15 protein-coding genes are annotated in these 13,244 nt (G+C 63.9%); all 15 read left to right on the forward strand.

Annotated elements, in window-relative coordinates; translation table 11 throughout:
* Positions 1–26 precede the first annotated feature (26 nt).
* Positions 27–1,637 carry an urea ABC transporter permease subunit UrtB gene (gene urtB, locus KUF59_RS05010; protein ID WP_212456860.1) on the forward strand — a complete coding sequence of 537 codons (1,611 nt, stop codon included), beginning with the start codon at positions 27–29 and terminating at the stop codon, positions 1,635–1,637.
* Positions 1,634–2,803 (forward strand): urea ABC transporter permease subunit UrtC, encoded by a 1,170-nt coding sequence (gene urtC, locus KUF59_RS05015; RefSeq protein WP_212456859.1) that lies wholly within the window; start codon positions 1,634–1,636, stop codon positions 2,801–2,803. Before urtB ends, urtC begins: the two co-directional genes overlap by 4 nt.
* Positions 2,804–2,807: 4 nt before the next feature.
* Complete coding sequence (gene urtD / locus KUF59_RS05020) at positions 2,808–3,569, forward strand: urea ABC transporter ATP-binding protein UrtD (RefSeq protein WP_212456858.1); 762 nt, start codon at positions 2,808–2,810, stop codon at positions 3,567–3,569.
* A 3-nt stretch (positions 3,570–3,572) separates the two neighbouring features.
* Entirely contained in the window at positions 3,573–4,268 is a 696-nt protein-coding gene (urtE, locus tag KUF59_RS05025) for an urea ABC transporter ATP-binding subunit UrtE (protein WP_212405932.1), read from the forward strand.
* Between the two features lie 36 nt (positions 4,269–4,304).
* Positions 4,305–5,135 carry an urease accessory protein UreD gene (locus KUF59_RS05030; protein WP_212456857.1) on the forward strand — a complete coding sequence of 277 codons (831 nt, stop codon included), beginning with the start codon at positions 4,305–4,307 and terminating at the stop codon, positions 5,133–5,135.
* Between the two features lie 40 nt (positions 5,136–5,175).
* The gene (locus KUF59_RS05035; RefSeq protein WP_007605424.1) at positions 5,176–5,478 is read left to right on the forward strand and encodes an urease subunit gamma; all 303 of its coding nucleotides are present in this window, start codon (positions 5,176–5,178) and stop codon (positions 5,476–5,478) included.
* A 112-nt stretch (positions 5,479–5,590) separates the two neighbouring features.
* On the forward strand, positions 5,591–5,896 hold the full coding sequence (locus tag KUF59_RS05040) for an urease subunit beta (protein WP_212405934.1): 306 nt from the start codon (positions 5,591–5,593) through the stop codon (positions 5,894–5,896).
* A gap of 92 nt (positions 5,897–5,988) precedes the next feature.
* Positions 5,989–6,456, forward strand: coding sequence for an endonuclease domain-containing protein (locus tag KUF59_RS05045; protein WP_249140123.1), 468 nt, complete (start codon positions 5,989–5,991; stop codon positions 6,454–6,456).
* A gap of 2 nt (positions 6,457–6,458) precedes the next feature.
* Complete coding sequence (locus KUF59_RS05050) at positions 6,459–6,998, forward strand: HD domain-containing protein (RefSeq protein ID WP_212456856.1); 540 nt, start codon at positions 6,459–6,461, stop codon at positions 6,996–6,998.
* Between the two features lie 36 nt (positions 6,999–7,034).
* Entirely contained in the window at positions 7,035–8,750 is a 1,716-nt protein-coding gene (gene ureC / locus KUF59_RS05055) for an urease subunit alpha (protein ID WP_212456855.1), read from the forward strand.
* Between the two features lie 122 nt (positions 8,751–8,872).
* Positions 8,873–9,172 (forward strand): putative quinol monooxygenase, encoded by a 300-nt coding sequence (locus KUF59_RS05060; RefSeq protein WP_212456854.1) that lies wholly within the window; start codon positions 8,873–8,875, stop codon positions 9,170–9,172.
* Positions 9,173–9,188: 16 nt separating this feature from the next.
* Positions 9,189–9,872, forward strand: coding sequence for an urease accessory protein UreE (locus KUF59_RS05065; protein WP_212456853.1), 684 nt, complete (start codon positions 9,189–9,191; stop codon positions 9,870–9,872).
* Positions 9,853–10,581: an urease accessory protein UreF gene (locus KUF59_RS05070; RefSeq protein WP_212456999.1), complete on the forward strand. Its 729-nt coding sequence runs from the start codon at positions 9,853–9,855 to the stop codon at positions 10,579–10,581. The genes KUF59_RS05065 and KUF59_RS05070 overlap by 20 nt, the downstream gene beginning before the upstream one ends.
* 29 nt (positions 10,582–10,610) lie before the next feature.
* Entirely contained in the window at positions 10,611–11,234 is a 624-nt protein-coding gene (gene ureG / locus KUF59_RS05075) for an urease accessory protein UreG (RefSeq protein WP_212456852.1), read from the forward strand.
* A 272-nt stretch (positions 11,235–11,506) separates the two neighbouring features.
* Positions 11,507–13,162: a CHASE domain-containing protein gene (locus KUF59_RS05080; protein ID WP_212456851.1), complete on the forward strand. Its 1,656-nt coding sequence runs from the start codon at positions 11,507–11,509 to the stop codon at positions 13,160–13,162.
* Positions 13,163–13,244 lie beyond the last annotated feature (82 nt).

Genomic DNA, 13,244 nt, shown 5'->3' on the forward strand with positions numbered 1-13,244 from the left:
ACCCATTTCTGCCGGGGTCATTCACAGTGCTCGCCAATTTGCCAGCTCGCCTTCGCACGCTTGCGCTCTCGTTGTTCCTGATCGCATTTGCGCTGCCGGCCGTGGCCGGTCCGTTCGAGGATGCGGTCGCCAAATTTGCCAACGACGATTTTTCCGATACCGACGCTGCGATCGGCGTGGTTGCGAGCAGCGGCAATCCGCTCGCTTTTCCCATCATCAGCGCGCTGAAGGACGGCCGTCTCATGGCCGACGCCGACAGCAAGAAGGTCTATGTCAACGGCACCGACGGCAAGTCGGTCGATGCCGCAACCGGCGAGGCGGTCGCCAGCGTTCCCGCGAGTGCGAGCGCCGTGCGCCTCAACAACCGCCTGCGCCGCACCGTCGATGCCGCGCTCGGCGGCCTGACGCTGCTGTCGCCGGATGTCGCAACGCGCATCCAGGCCGCGCAATCCGTCTTCAAGTCGCACGAGGAGTCGGCGCTTCCCGTGGTCGAGAGCGCGCTTGCCAAGGAGACCAACAAGACCGCCAAGACCGCTCTCGGCGAGGCGCGTGCGGCAATCATCCTGTACAAGGCCGACGCCAGCGAGGTCGACAAGCTCGAGGCCGTCGCCACCATCAAGGCACGCGGCGACCAGGACGCGATGGCGCTCCTGACCGGAATGGGGAGCGATCAGCCGGCTTCGGTTAAAACGGGCGCAGCCAGCGCGATCGCCTCGATCCAGAATTCGCTCGCGGTCTGGTCCACGGTGCAGAACGCCTGGTACGGCCTGTCGCTCGGTTCGGTGCTGCTGCTCGCGGCGATCGGCCTTGCTATCACCTTCGGCGTGATGGGCGTGATCAACATGGCCCATGGCGAGATGGTGATGATCGGTGCCTACACCACCTTCGTTGTGCAGGAGGTGATCCGCACCCGCTATCCCGGCTTGTTCGACTATTCGCTCCTGATCGCGGTGCCGCTCGCCTTCCTCGTTGCCGGCGCGATCGGCGTCCTGATCGAGCGCAGCATCATCCGCTTCCTCTATGGCCGTCCGCTGGAAACCCTGCTCGCCACCTGGGGCCTGTCGCTGGTGCTGCAGCAGGCGGTGCGCACCGTGTTCGGCCCGACCAATCGCGAAGTCGGCAACCCCTCCTGGATGAGCGGTGCGTTCGAGCTCGGCCAGATCACCATCACCTATAACCGGCTCTGGATCCTCGTCTTCACGCTCGCCGTGTTCGGGATACTGCTCGCGATGCTGCGTTACACCGCACTCGGCCTCGAGATGCGCGCGGTGACGCAGAACCGCCGCATGGCAGCTTCGATGGGCATCGCCACCTCGCGCGTCGACGCACTGACATTTGGTCTCGGCTCGGGCATCGCCGGCATCGCCGGCGTCGCACTGTCGCAGATCGACAATGTCAGCCCCAACCTTGGCCAGAGCTACATCATCGACAGTTTCATGGTCGTGGTGTTCGGTGGGGTCGGTAACCTCTGGGGCACCCTCGTCGGCGCGTTCACGCTCGGCATCGCCAACAAGTTCCTGGAGCCGGTCGCCGGCGCCGTGCTCGGCAAGATCGCCATCCTGGTGCTGATTATCCTGTTCATTCAAAAGCGGCCGCGCGGCCTGTTCGCGCTCAAGGGCCGTGCGGTGGAAGCATGACCCCTCACATGCTGACCCGATCGCTGGACCGCGGCGCGACGATATTCCTGCTCGTCGTCGCGGCGATTGGCGTGCTGATCCCGCTGTCCAACCTGCTGCTGCCATCAGGCTCGTTCCTGCATGTCCCGACCTATCTGGTGGCGCTGTGGGGCAAATATGTCTGCTACGCGATCCTGGCGCTCTCGATCGACCTGATCTGGGGCTATTGCGGCATTCTCTCGCTCGGCCACGGCGCCTTCTTCGCGCTCGGCGGCTACGCCATGGGCATGTACCTGATGCGTCAGATCGGCACCCGCGGCGTCTACGGCAATCCGATCCTGCCCGACTTCATGGTGTTCCTGAACTATCCGAAACTGCCGTGGTACTGGCACGGCTTCGACATGTTCTGGTTCGCCGCCCTGATGGTGATCGTGGTGCCCGGCCTGCTCGCCTTCTGCTTCGGCTGGCTCGCCTTCCGCTCCCGCGTCACCGGCGTCTATCTCTCGATCATCACGCAGGCGATGACCTACGCGCTGCTGCTCGGCTTCTTCCGCAACGATTTCGGCTTCGGCGGCAACAACGGCCTGACCGACTTCAAGGACATTCTCGGCTTCAACGTGCAGGCCGACGGCACCCGCGCGACACTGTTCTTGCTGAGCTGCCTCGCGCTGATCATCGGCTTCCTGATCTGCCGTTCGATCGTGTCCTCCAAGCTCGGCAAGGTCTTGATCGCGATCCGCGACGCGGAATCGCGCACCCGCTTCCTCGGCTACCGCGTCGAATCCTACAAGCTGTTCGTGTTCACGGTGTCGGCCTGCATGGCCGGCGTCGCCGGTGCGCTCTACGTGCCCCAGGTCGGCATCATCAACCCGTCCGAATTCGCGCCGGGCAACTCGATCGAGGCCGTGATCTGGGTCGCCGTCGGTGGCCGCGGCACGCTGGTCGGCGCGGCGCTCGGCGCCGTCGTCGTCAACTACGCAAAAACCTTCTTCACCTCGGGCATGCTGGCACCGTACTGGCTGTTCATGCTGGGCGCGCTGTTCATCCTGGTGACGCTGCTCTTGCCGAAGGGCATCGTCGGCACCTTCAATTCCTGGTGGGACCCGTGGAAGGCGAAAAAGGCTTCAGACGTCGAGGTTAGCGCCGCGGCCGAAGACGGCGTCACCGAACCGAAGATGGCGGAGTAGGCGCATGAACGTCATGGATACCCGCGCGACCTCCGCGATGCTCTATCTCGACGGCGTGCACGTCTCGTTCGACGGCTTTCACGCCATCAACAATCTGTCGCTGACGCTCGAGCCCGGCGAAATGCGCGCCATCATCGGCCCCAATGGGGCCGGCAAGACCACGATGATGGACATCATCACCGGCAAGACCAAGCCGGACGAGGGCACGGTGCTGTTCGACGGCGTCACCGATTTGACGCGGCTGGACGAGACCCGCATCGCCGAGCTCGGCATCGGCCGAAAATTCCAGAAGCCGACGGTGTTCGAGAGCCAGACCGTGCAGGACAACCTCCTGCTCGCGCTCAATGTCGATCACTCCGTGCGCGGCACGTTGTTCTGGCGTGGCAACAGGGCGGAATCGGAGCGCATCGAGAAGGTGCTGGAGATCATCCGTCTCACCGACGCACGCAACCGTCTCGCCGGCAGCCTCAGCCACGGCCAGAAGCAGTGGCTGGAGATCGGCATGCTGCTGGCGCAGGACCCGAAGCTGCTGCTGGTCGACGAGCCTGTGGCTGGCATGACCGATGTCGAGACGCATCTCACGGCCGAACTGCTGAAGGAGATCAACAAGACTCACACGGTCATGGTGGTCGAGCACGACATGACCTTCGTCCGCGAGCTCGGCGTCAAGGTCACCTGCCTGCACGAAGGCACCGTGCTCGCGGAAGGGACTATCGATCAGGTCTCGTCCAACGAGCGGGTCATCGAAGTGTATCTGGGACGCTGAGCGATGCTTGAGGTCAAGGACATCAACCTGTTCTACGGCGCCGCGCAGGCGCTGCGCGGCGTCTCGATCGCCGCCGAGCCCGGCAAGGTCACCTGCGTGCTGGGGCGCAACGGCGTCGGCAAGACCTCGCTGTTGCGGGCGATGGTCGGCCAGTATCCGATCTCGTCCGGCGCGATCGTGTTCGACGGCAATGACATCACGGGTCTCAAGCCGTATGAGCGCGCGCGCAAGGGTATCGGCTTCGTGCCGCAGGGCCGCGAGATCTTTCCACTGCTGACCGTGGAGGAGAACCTCAAGACCGGTTTCGGCCCGCTCAAGCGCGAGGATCGCCATATCCCGGATGACGTGTTCTCGCTGTTTCCGGTGCTGCAATCCATGCTCGGCCGGCGCGGCGGCGACCTCTCCGGCGGCCAGCAGCAGCAGCTTGCGATCGGGCGCGCGCTCGTAATGCGGCCAAAACTCCTGCTGCTCGACGAGCCGACCGAAGGCATCCAGCCCTCGATCATCAAGGATATCGGCCGCGCCATCTCTTACTTGCGCAACCTCGGCAACATCGCCATCGTCCTGGTCGAACAATATCTCGACTTTGCCTGTGAACTCGGCGACAGTTTCGCGGTGATGGATCGCGGCGCGGTGAAATTCACCTGTGACCGCTCCAATCTCGATCCGGGCGAAATCAGCCGCCAGATGGCGCTGTAGGTCGGCATTTTCTGCCGCGGCCGGCTGGGGAGGCGGATGCTCAGCGACGTTTCAGCGACATCTCTGACGTTCGAGGCCAACCGCGCCCGCGGCGCGGTGCGCTTCGACGTGCATGCGCGCGACGGCGTGACGCGCCGGGGTGTCCTGCACGAGTCCGGCTCGCTGCGCGTGCGCTTTCCATCGCCGGAAGGCGAGGGGCTTTCGGCGGTCTTCGTCAACACGGCCGGCGGCGTTGCCGGCGGCGACCGTTTCGATGTCGAGATCGCGGCGGCCGAAGGCGCACGCTTGACGCTGACCACTGCTGCCGCGGAAAAAATCTATCGTGCGCCGGGGCCGGCAGCGCAGCTCAGCATCGGCCTGAAAGTCGGCGCGAATGCTCATCTCGGTTGGCTGCCGCAAGAGACGATCCTGTTCGACCGGGCGCGCGTCCAACGCCGCTTCGATATCGAGCTCGACGAGGCGGCCTCGCTCCTGCTCTGCGAGATCGTCGTGTTCGGCCGCACCGCCATGGGCGAGCGGATGGAGCAGGGCGAATTCGTCGACCGCTGGCGGCTCTCCCGCGGCGGCCGGCTGGTGTTTGCCGAGACCGTCCGGCTCGACGGCAATATCGGCGCCAAGCTCGCGCGGTCCGCAATTGCCAAAGGCGGCGCTGCGATCGGCACCGCCCTGATTGTCCCCGGCGACGAGGCCCTGGTCGAGCGGCTTCGGGAAGCTTCGGAATCCTTTGCCGGCGAAGTCGGGATATCCGCCTGGAATGGATTTGCAATGGCGCGCTTCTGTGCCCAAGATGCGGCCGCCTTGCGCGCCGACATGATGGCCGTGCTGGCGCGCACCGGCGCCGCGCTGCCGCGACTCTGGTTGAATTAACGACCGGCTGAATTGATGAGTTGAACGGAAGAGATTTCGCATGAACCTGTCTCCCCGCGAAAAGGACAAGCTTCTGATTTCGATGGCGGCCATCGTGGCGCGGCGCAGGCTCGACCGCGGCGTCAAGCTCAACCACCCCGAGGCCATCGCGATCATCTCGGACTTCATCCTGGAGGGTGCCCGCGACGGCCGCACCGTCGCCGAGCTGATGCAGTCAGGCGCGCAGGTGCTGACGCGCGATCAGGTGATGCCGGGCATTCCCGAGATGATCCACGACATCCAGGTCGAGGCGACGTTCCCTGACGGCACCAAGCTCGTCACCGTCCACGAGCCGATCCGATGATTTGAATCCGTCATTCCGGGGCGCCCGAAGGGCGAACCCGGAATCCAGAGGTTGTTGATCGAGATTCCGGGTTCTCGCTTCGCGAGTCCCGGAATGACAAAGGAAGATAGACATGATCCCCGGCGAACTCTTCATCAAGGACGGCGAGATCGAGCTCAATGCCGGCCGCAAGACGGTGACGCTGACGGTTGCCAACACCGGCGACCGCCCGATCCAGGTCGGCTCGCACTACCACTTTTTCGAGACCAACCCGGCGCTGAAATTCGACCGCAAGAAGGCCCGCGGCATGCGCCTCGACATCGCCGCCGGCACCGCCGTGCGCTTCGAGCCCGGCCAGACCCGCGACGTCCAGCTCGTCGCCCTCGCCGGCAAGAAGACCATCTACGGTTTTCGTGGCGACGTGATGGGGAAACTTTGACGTAAGTCGAGATGAGTGCAGTGATCTACAGTGAGGTGAGCACGCCGGTCGGGCTCCCTCCCCCCTTGCGGGGGAGGGTTGGGGAGAGGGGTATGCCGCACGACGAGGTCAGCGAGATTCAGCGCCATCGCGCCAAACGATTACGGCGCGAGATGACTCGCGCGGAGACGTTGCTGTGGCGCTACCTGAAGGCCGATCGACTCGCGGGCCTAGCCTTTCGCCGTCAGACACCCATGGGCCACTACGTCGCCGATTTCGTCGCCCATTCCCGCAAGCTCATCGTTGAGCTCGATGGTGAGAGCCACGATTTCGAAGAGCGCATCCGCCACGATGAACGGCGCGACCAATGGTTCGCATCTCGGGGATATCGCGTGCTGCGTTTCACCAATGACGACGTGATGAAAAATCTCGAGGGAGTTGTTCTTTCCATTCTCGAAGCCGCGGAGCAAGCGGCACCCCTCTCCCTAACCCTCCCCCGCAAGGGGGGAGGGAACCCTTCCAGCGATGCGTCCCTAACTGATGACGAGAGTGGCGTGTCTCACGGCGTCGAGGAGGCGTGAGCATGCTGCCCGCCGTTCGCCTCATCTCTGAAGCCGCGGAGTTGGCCGCGCGACGCCACAACGGCATGGCGCGCAAGGGGCGGGGGAATGAGCCATATATCAATCACCTCGCCGAGGTCGCAAACCTGCTCGCGACGGCGACTGACGGCGCGGACGCCGAGCTTGTCGCTGCCGGCTGGCTGCACGATTCGATCGAGGACACCGAGACCACGCGTGAAGAGCTGGCTGAGAGATTCTCGGATCGGGTGGCCTCGCTCGTCGTGGAATGCACCGACGACATGAGTCTGCCGAAGGCCGAGCGGCGGCGTCTTCAAGTTGTCGAAGCGCCCAAGAAATCCGCTGGTGCCAAGCTGATCAAGATCGCCGACAAGATCAGCAATATCGGCGCACGCGTCCATGCCGACCCGACCGCCGAAGAGCGCGCTGACCTCATCGACTACACCGACTGGGCCGAGCAGGTCGTCACCGGTTGCCGCGGCGGCAATAGCTGGCTCGATACGAGATTCGACGATGTGGTGCACATAGCGAGGGCCTCGCTGTGAGCGATAGCCAAAAATTCAAACGCAACGGGGCTTGAAATGTCCGTCAAGATCAAACGTTCCGTCTATGCCGACATGTTCGGCCCGACCACCGGCGACAAGGTGCGGCTCGCCGACACCGATCTCATCATCGAGGTGGAGAAGGATTTCACCACCTATGGCGAGGAGGTGAAATTCGGCGGCGGCAAGGTGATCCGCGACGGCATGGGCCAGTCGCAGGTCACCAACAAGCAGGGCGCGGCCGATACCGTCATCACCAATGCCGTGATCGTCGATCACTGGGGCATCGTGAAGGCCGACGTCGCGATCAAGGACGGCATGATCGCCGCGATCGGCAAGGCGGGCAATCCCGACATCCAGCCGGGCGTCACCATCATCATCGGCCCTGGCACGGACGTGATCGCGGGTGAAGGAAAGATCCTCACCGCCGGCGGTTTCGACAGCCACATCCATTTCATCTGTCCGCAGCAGATCGAGCACGCGCTGATGTCTGGCGTCACCTCGATGCTGGGCGGCGGCACCGGTCCCTCGCACGGCACCTTTGCCACCACCTGCACGCCGGGGCCGTGGCACATGGGGCGGATGATCCAGTCGTTCGATGCCTTCCCGGTCAATCTCGGCATTTCCGGCAAGGGCAATGCCTCGCGGCCCGCGGCACTGGTCGAGATGATCAAGGCCGGCGCCTGCGCGCTGAAGCTGCACGAGGACTGGGGCACCACGCCGGCGGCGATCGACAACTGCCTGTCGGTCGCCGACGACTACGACGTCCAGGTCATGCTGCATTCCGACACGCTGAACGAGTCGGGCTTTGTCGAGGATACGATCAAGGCGTTCAAGGGCCGCACCATCCACGCCTTCCACACTGAGGGTGCCGGCGGCGGTCACGCCCCTGACATCATCAAGGTCGCCGGCCTCAAGAACGTGCTGCCGTCCTCGACCAACCCGACGCGCCCCTTCACCCGCAACACCATCGACGAGCATCTGGACATGCTGATGGTGTGTCACCATCTCGACCCGTCGATCGCCGAGGACCTCGCTTTCGCCGAAAGCCGCATCCGCAAGGAGACCATCGCGGCCGAAGACATTTTACACGATCTCGGTGCGCTCTCGATGATGTCCTCGGACTCGCAGGCGATGGGCCGCCTCGGTGAAGTCATTATCCGCACCTGGCAGACCGCCGACAAGATGAAGAAGCAGCGCGGGTCGCTGCCGCAGGACAAGGGCAAGGACAACGACAATTTCCGCGTCAAGCGCTACATCGCCAAATACACGATCAACCCCGCAATCGCCCATGGCGTTTCGAAGCTGATCGGCTCGGTGGAGAAGGGCAAGCTCGCCGACCTCGTGCTGTGGTCGCCGGCGTTTTTCGGCGTCAAGCCGGACTGCATCATCAAGGGCGGCTCGATCGTCGCAGCGCCGATGGGCGACCCCAACGCCTCTATCCCGACGCCCCAGCCGGTGCATTACCAGCCGATGTTTGCCGCCTTCGGCAAGTCGCGCACGGCATCGTCAGTGGTGTTCACCTCGAAGGCTGCCGTCACCGGCGGTCTGGCGCGAAAGCTCGGCATCGACAAGAAGCTCTATGCGGTCCAGAACACCCGTGGAAAGATCTCCAAGAAGAGCATGATCCACAACGACGCCACGCCCAATATCGAGGTCGATCCGGAGACCTATGAGGTGCGCGCCGATGGTGAACTCTTGACCTGCGCACCGGCGGAGGTGCTGCCGATGGCGCAGCGATATTTCATGTACTGAAATAGCGCCTAAACGCATGTCCCCGGCACGTGGCCGGGGCGGATTTCCGGTTTTGCGTCCGCATCTGCTTGGTCTAATGTCGCGCCCGGTATCCACCATAAGAAAAGCCGGGAGGATCTTTCGTGATCTACGTCGTTGCAACCCTGACCATCAAGCCCGAATCACGCGCCGAATTCATTGCCGCCGCCACCGCCTGCATCAAGGAGACCCGGAAGGAGCCCGGCAACATCGCCTACGATTTGCACGAGAGCGTCACCGACCCGACCAAGATGGTGTTCGTCGAGCAGTGGGAGAACATGGAGGCGCTGGGGCCGCATCGCGCCGCCGAGCACATGAAGACGTTCGGTCGCGTCGCGGTGAAGTGTTTTACGGCGCCGCCGAAGATCGAATATATCACGCCCGAAAAGGTCGAAACCCGCTAACAGGACTAGAAGCCACATGATCCGGGCAACGCAGGTCAAGGGACAGTATCGCTTCACGCAGGCGCCGGCTGATACCGTCGTGCTCGATTTCGACGACCGGCATCGCCGCCGCATGGCGATGACCGGCACGCGCGGGCTCGAATTCCTGCTCGACCTGGAGAACGCCGTCGCGCTCCGCGGCGGCGATGCGCTGGTGCTGGAGGATGGCCGGCTGGTCGAGGTAGTCGCGGCACCCGAGCCGCTGCTGGAGATCCGCGGGTCCGATCCGCATCATCTGATCCGCGTCGCCTGGCATCTCGGCAACCGGCATCTGCCGACGCAGATCATGGCCAAGAGCCTGCGCATCCGGCGCGACCACGTGATCGAGGCGATGGTGAAGGGATTGGGCGCACGGGTGATCGAGATCGAGGCGCCGTTCGATCCTGAAGGCGGAGCCTATGCCGATGCCGGTCATGCGCATGACGATCATGCGCATCACGGTCACGAGCATCATCAGCACGACCACGGTCATCACCACGACCACGGTCATCACCATGACCACGGTCATCACCATGACCACGATCATGATCACCACGGGCATGATCACCATCATCATGATCATTCCGCGCATGATCATCATGGCCACGATCATCATCACCATGATGAGCATTGCGGCCACGACCATCATCACGGCCACTCCCATGCTCATGACCGCAAATGAGCCTGCGGCCGCCGGCGCGCTGACGGAAGGCGAGGCGGCGGCGCTGTATCGGTTGATGACCTGGCTGTCACCGGCATTTCCGGTCGGCGGCTTCTCCTATTCCAGCGGCCTCGAATGGGCGGTCGAGGCCGGCGATATCACCGACACCGCTACGCTGGCCGACTGGCTCGATGCGATGCTCGGCGACGGCTCCGGCTTCTGCGATGCGACCTTCCTGGTTCACGCGTTTCGCGCCGCGGAGGCAAGCGATGAAGCGCGCCTGCGGGACGTCGCGGAGCTTGCCGCGGTCTTCGTGCCCTCGCGCGAACGGCAACTCGAGACCACGACGCAGGGGCGCGCCTTTATCGACATCACCCGCGCGGCCTGGGATGCGGGAGGCTTGGATACGCTCGTTGCGGCATGCGGCACGCCGCCGGTTTACCCGGTCGCGGTCGGCGTGGTCGCGGCCGCCCACGGCGTTCCGCTGCCCGCGACGCTGCATGCCTTCCTGCATGCGCTGGTCTCGAACTGGATTTCGGCCGCGAGCCGTCTGATCCCGCTCGGACAGACCGACAGCCAGCGCGTGCTCGCCGCGCTCGAGGCTGCGGTCGTCGCGACCTCAAATCGTGCGCTGCATGCGACATTGGATGATCTCGGCAGCGCGACGTTCCGCGCCGATGTCGCCAGCCTTCGGCACGAGACGCAATATACCCGGCTGTTCCGGTCATGACTCCCTTTGGTTAGGAAAGAGCAAACGACATGTCGAAGTTGAACGGTCCCTTGCGTGTTGGCGTTGGCGGTCCCGTTGGATCGGGCAAGACCGCTCTGATGGACCTGCTCTGCAAGTCGATGCGCGAGCGCTACGATATCGCGGCGATCACCAACGACATCTACACCAAATGGGATGCGGAATTCCTTGTGCGCTCCGGTTCGCTGACGCCGGACCGGATCGCCGGCGTCGAGACCGGCGGCTGTCCGCACACGGCCATCCGCGAGGACGCCTCGATGAATCTCGCAGCGGTTGCGGACATGCGTGCAAAGTTTCCCGGCCTCGACCTGGTGTTGATCGAGTCCGGCGGCGACAATCTGGCTGCGACCTTCTCCCCGGAGCTCGCCGACATCACGATCTATGTCATCGACGTGGCGGCGGGCGACAAGATACCGTCCAAGGGCGGGCCGGGCATCACCCGTTCCGACCTTCTGGTCATCAACAAGATCGATCTCGCGCCGCATGTCGGCGCGTCCCTGGAGAAAATGAACACGGATGCCAAGCGGATGCGGGGTGAACGTCCGTTCGTCATGACCAATCTGAAGAAGAGCGAAGGCCTCGACCGCATCATCGGCTTCATCGAGACCAAGGGCGGCCTGCGCGCGGCGACGTGAGGCTGGCTTCCCGCGCCTTGTTAACACCTGCGGCAAATGTGCAGCTGCGGAACCAAAATCGGCGCCTGCGATTAACAAACTCCGGTGCCCGGAGCGCAAAATGCCATGGCCAGGCGCATTAAGCTTCTCGGCCTATCCAAGTTGCGTCCCGATGCTGCCTCCTTCATTATATCCCTCGGTGGGGTCTTTCTCTCTTGCGGCGATGGCCGTTCGAGCGGCGTACAAATGCTCCGTGTTCTTCGCCAGCTTCTCACCTGCTTCTGAGTAATCGAGTGGTCCGGCTGGGATTCATCATCGGCTTTATCGCGTTGCTCGGAATGCTGCTGTCCGGGCTTGCGGCCTATCGTGTTCATGACCAGGAGCTGACCATCGACCGCATCGCGCTGGCGCGTGCGATCGACGTTCATGCGAGCCTGGTGCAGGACCGGCTGACGGAGCGCGAGCTGCTCGCCCGTGTCGCCTCCGGCCTGTTCCGGGCGCCGTCGGTGATCAAGCCCAACATGCTGGAGCCGCTGCGCTCGGCGATCTACGCCTTCAAGACCGATTTCGTCGTCGCCTCTTGGATTGCCCGGCTCAGGCCCAACGAGCTGGACGCGGCGCGCGCAGCGCTTGCCGCCGCCGGCTTCCCCAATCCCACCATCCGCAATTTCGACGACAAGCCGCTCGACCCCGCCGCGCTCAGCCGGCCCATCGACGTGTTGATGGATCTCGAGCCGCGCAGCGACGATACCAAGGCGCTGCCCGGACGTGCCTACGATCAGGATCCGGTGCGCGGTGCGATGCTGGCGCGGGCCAAGGCGGAGAAACGGTCGGTCGCATCCGACCCGATCCCGCTGCTCCGCGACAACGGTGCGATCGGCGTCATCGTGGCCGCGCCCGTCATCCCCGAGGATGCGACGGAGCCCGCCGGCTTCATCACCTTTTCCTACGAGCTCGCCTCGCTGATGCTGACCAATGACGACATGTCGTTGTTCTCGGTTGCTTTGAAGGACCCGCGCAAGCCGGACGAAGAGCTGACCGCGAGCGATCAAGGGATCGTCAGCACGCGTGCGCTGTCGGACACTCGCGTGGCGTCGTCGATCCGGACCGTGAGCTTCGGCGGTCGGGACTGGCAGCTCAGCTACTATGCCAAGACCAATTCGGTGCGCCGCGCCGAGCAGACTGCAGTGATCGTGGCCGCGATCGGTTTCGCCATCACCGCGATGGTCTGCGGCTTGTTCGGCTATGTCGCCTACAACAATCTGCGGCTCAGCCGCGAAATCCAGGTTCGGATCGGCTTCGAACGGCGGCTGACGGCGGTCATCGACGAGCTCAACCATCGGGTCAAGAACATCCTGGCGGTCATCCAGTCCATCGTCACGCGCACCCTCCGTCACGGCTCCGACATCGACGTCGCGCGCGAGCTGTTGATCGGCCGCATCCACGCTATGTCCAATGTGGTTTCGCTGCTGAGCGAGAGCCAGTGGCAGGGCGTGAAGCTGAAGGGCCTGTTCGAGGCGCGCGCAATTCCGCATGCCGACCGCATCGCCGTCACCGGCCCCGATATCGCGGTGAGCGCACGCGCCGCGCAGAGCCTGTCGCTCCTGTTCTTCGAGCTTGCCTCGCATTCCGACGAAGGATTGTCGCTGGTCGGCAAGCATCCGCACATCACCGCGAACTGGACGGTGACGGGCGAGGAGCCCGACGCGGTGTTTCATTTCCGCTGGGAGGAGTCCAACACCAGCGAAGCGACGCGCCGCGCCGATTCCGATTTCGGCCTGATCCTGCTTGATCGCGTTGCGCCGGAAGCACTCGGCGGCACCGCCAAGCGCTATTTCACGGACGGCAGCTATGTCTATGAGCTGACCGCACCGATGGAGACCGTCGTCGACATGACGGAGCGCGACCGCACGGAGAAGTTTTCGCAGCCGGTGAGGCCGGTGCGCTGAAGCTATCCACACGCACTCCTCTTCCTTCTCCCACAAGGTGAGAAGGGAAGAACATACAGGCGCGAAAAGGCGGCCACCGGGG

This window comes from Bradyrhizobium arachidis (assembly GCF_024758505.1).
In the GTDB taxonomy this organism is placed as follows: domain Bacteria; phylum Pseudomonadota; class Alphaproteobacteria; order Rhizobiales; family Xanthobacteraceae; genus Bradyrhizobium; species Bradyrhizobium manausense_C.

What these genes read in the sequence shown, in the direction of transcription:
- urtD (WP_212456858.1), top strand. Translation starts at nt 2,808, where the DNA reads ATGAACGTCATGGATACCCGCGCGACCTCCGCGATGCTCTATCTCGAC.
- KUF59_RS05030 (WP_212456857.1), top strand. Translation starts at nt 4,305, where the DNA reads ATGCTCAGCGACGTTTCAGCGACATCTCTGACGTTCGAGGCCAACCGC.
- KUF59_RS05040 (WP_212405934.1), top strand. Translation starts at nt 5,591, where the DNA reads ATGATCCCCGGCGAACTCTTCATCAAGGACGGCGAGATCGAGCTCAAT.
- KUF59_RS05050 (WP_212456856.1), top strand. Translation starts at nt 6,459, where the DNA reads ATGCTGCCCGCCGTTCGCCTCATCTCTGAAGCCGCGGAGTTGGCCGCG.
- ureC (WP_212456855.1), top strand. Translation starts at nt 7,035, where the DNA reads ATGTCCGTCAAGATCAAACGTTCCGTCTATGCCGACATGTTCGGCCCG.
- KUF59_RS05045 (WP_249140123.1), top strand. Translation starts at nt 5,989, where the DNA reads ATGCCGCACGACGAGGTCAGCGAGATTCAGCGCCATCGCGCCAAACGA.
- KUF59_RS05070 (WP_212456999.1), top strand. Translation starts at nt 9,853, where the DNA reads ATGCTCATGACCGCAAATGAGCCTGCGGCCGCCGGCGCGCTGACGGAA.
- ureG (WP_212456852.1), top strand. Translation starts at nt 10,611, where the DNA reads ATGTCGAAGTTGAACGGTCCCTTGCGTGTTGGCGTTGGCGGTCCCGTT.
- urtC (WP_212456859.1), top strand. Translation starts at nt 1,634, where the DNA reads ATGACCCCTCACATGCTGACCCGATCGCTGGACCGCGGCGCGACGATA.
- urtE (WP_212405932.1), top strand. Translation starts at nt 3,573, where the DNA reads ATGCTTGAGGTCAAGGACATCAACCTGTTCTACGGCGCCGCGCAGGCG.
- KUF59_RS05035 (WP_007605424.1), top strand. Translation starts at nt 5,176, where the DNA reads ATGAACCTGTCTCCCCGCGAAAAGGACAAGCTTCTGATTTCGATGGCG.
- KUF59_RS05065 (WP_212456853.1), top strand. Translation starts at nt 9,189, where the DNA reads ATGATCCGGGCAACGCAGGTCAAGGGACAGTATCGCTTCACGCAGGCG.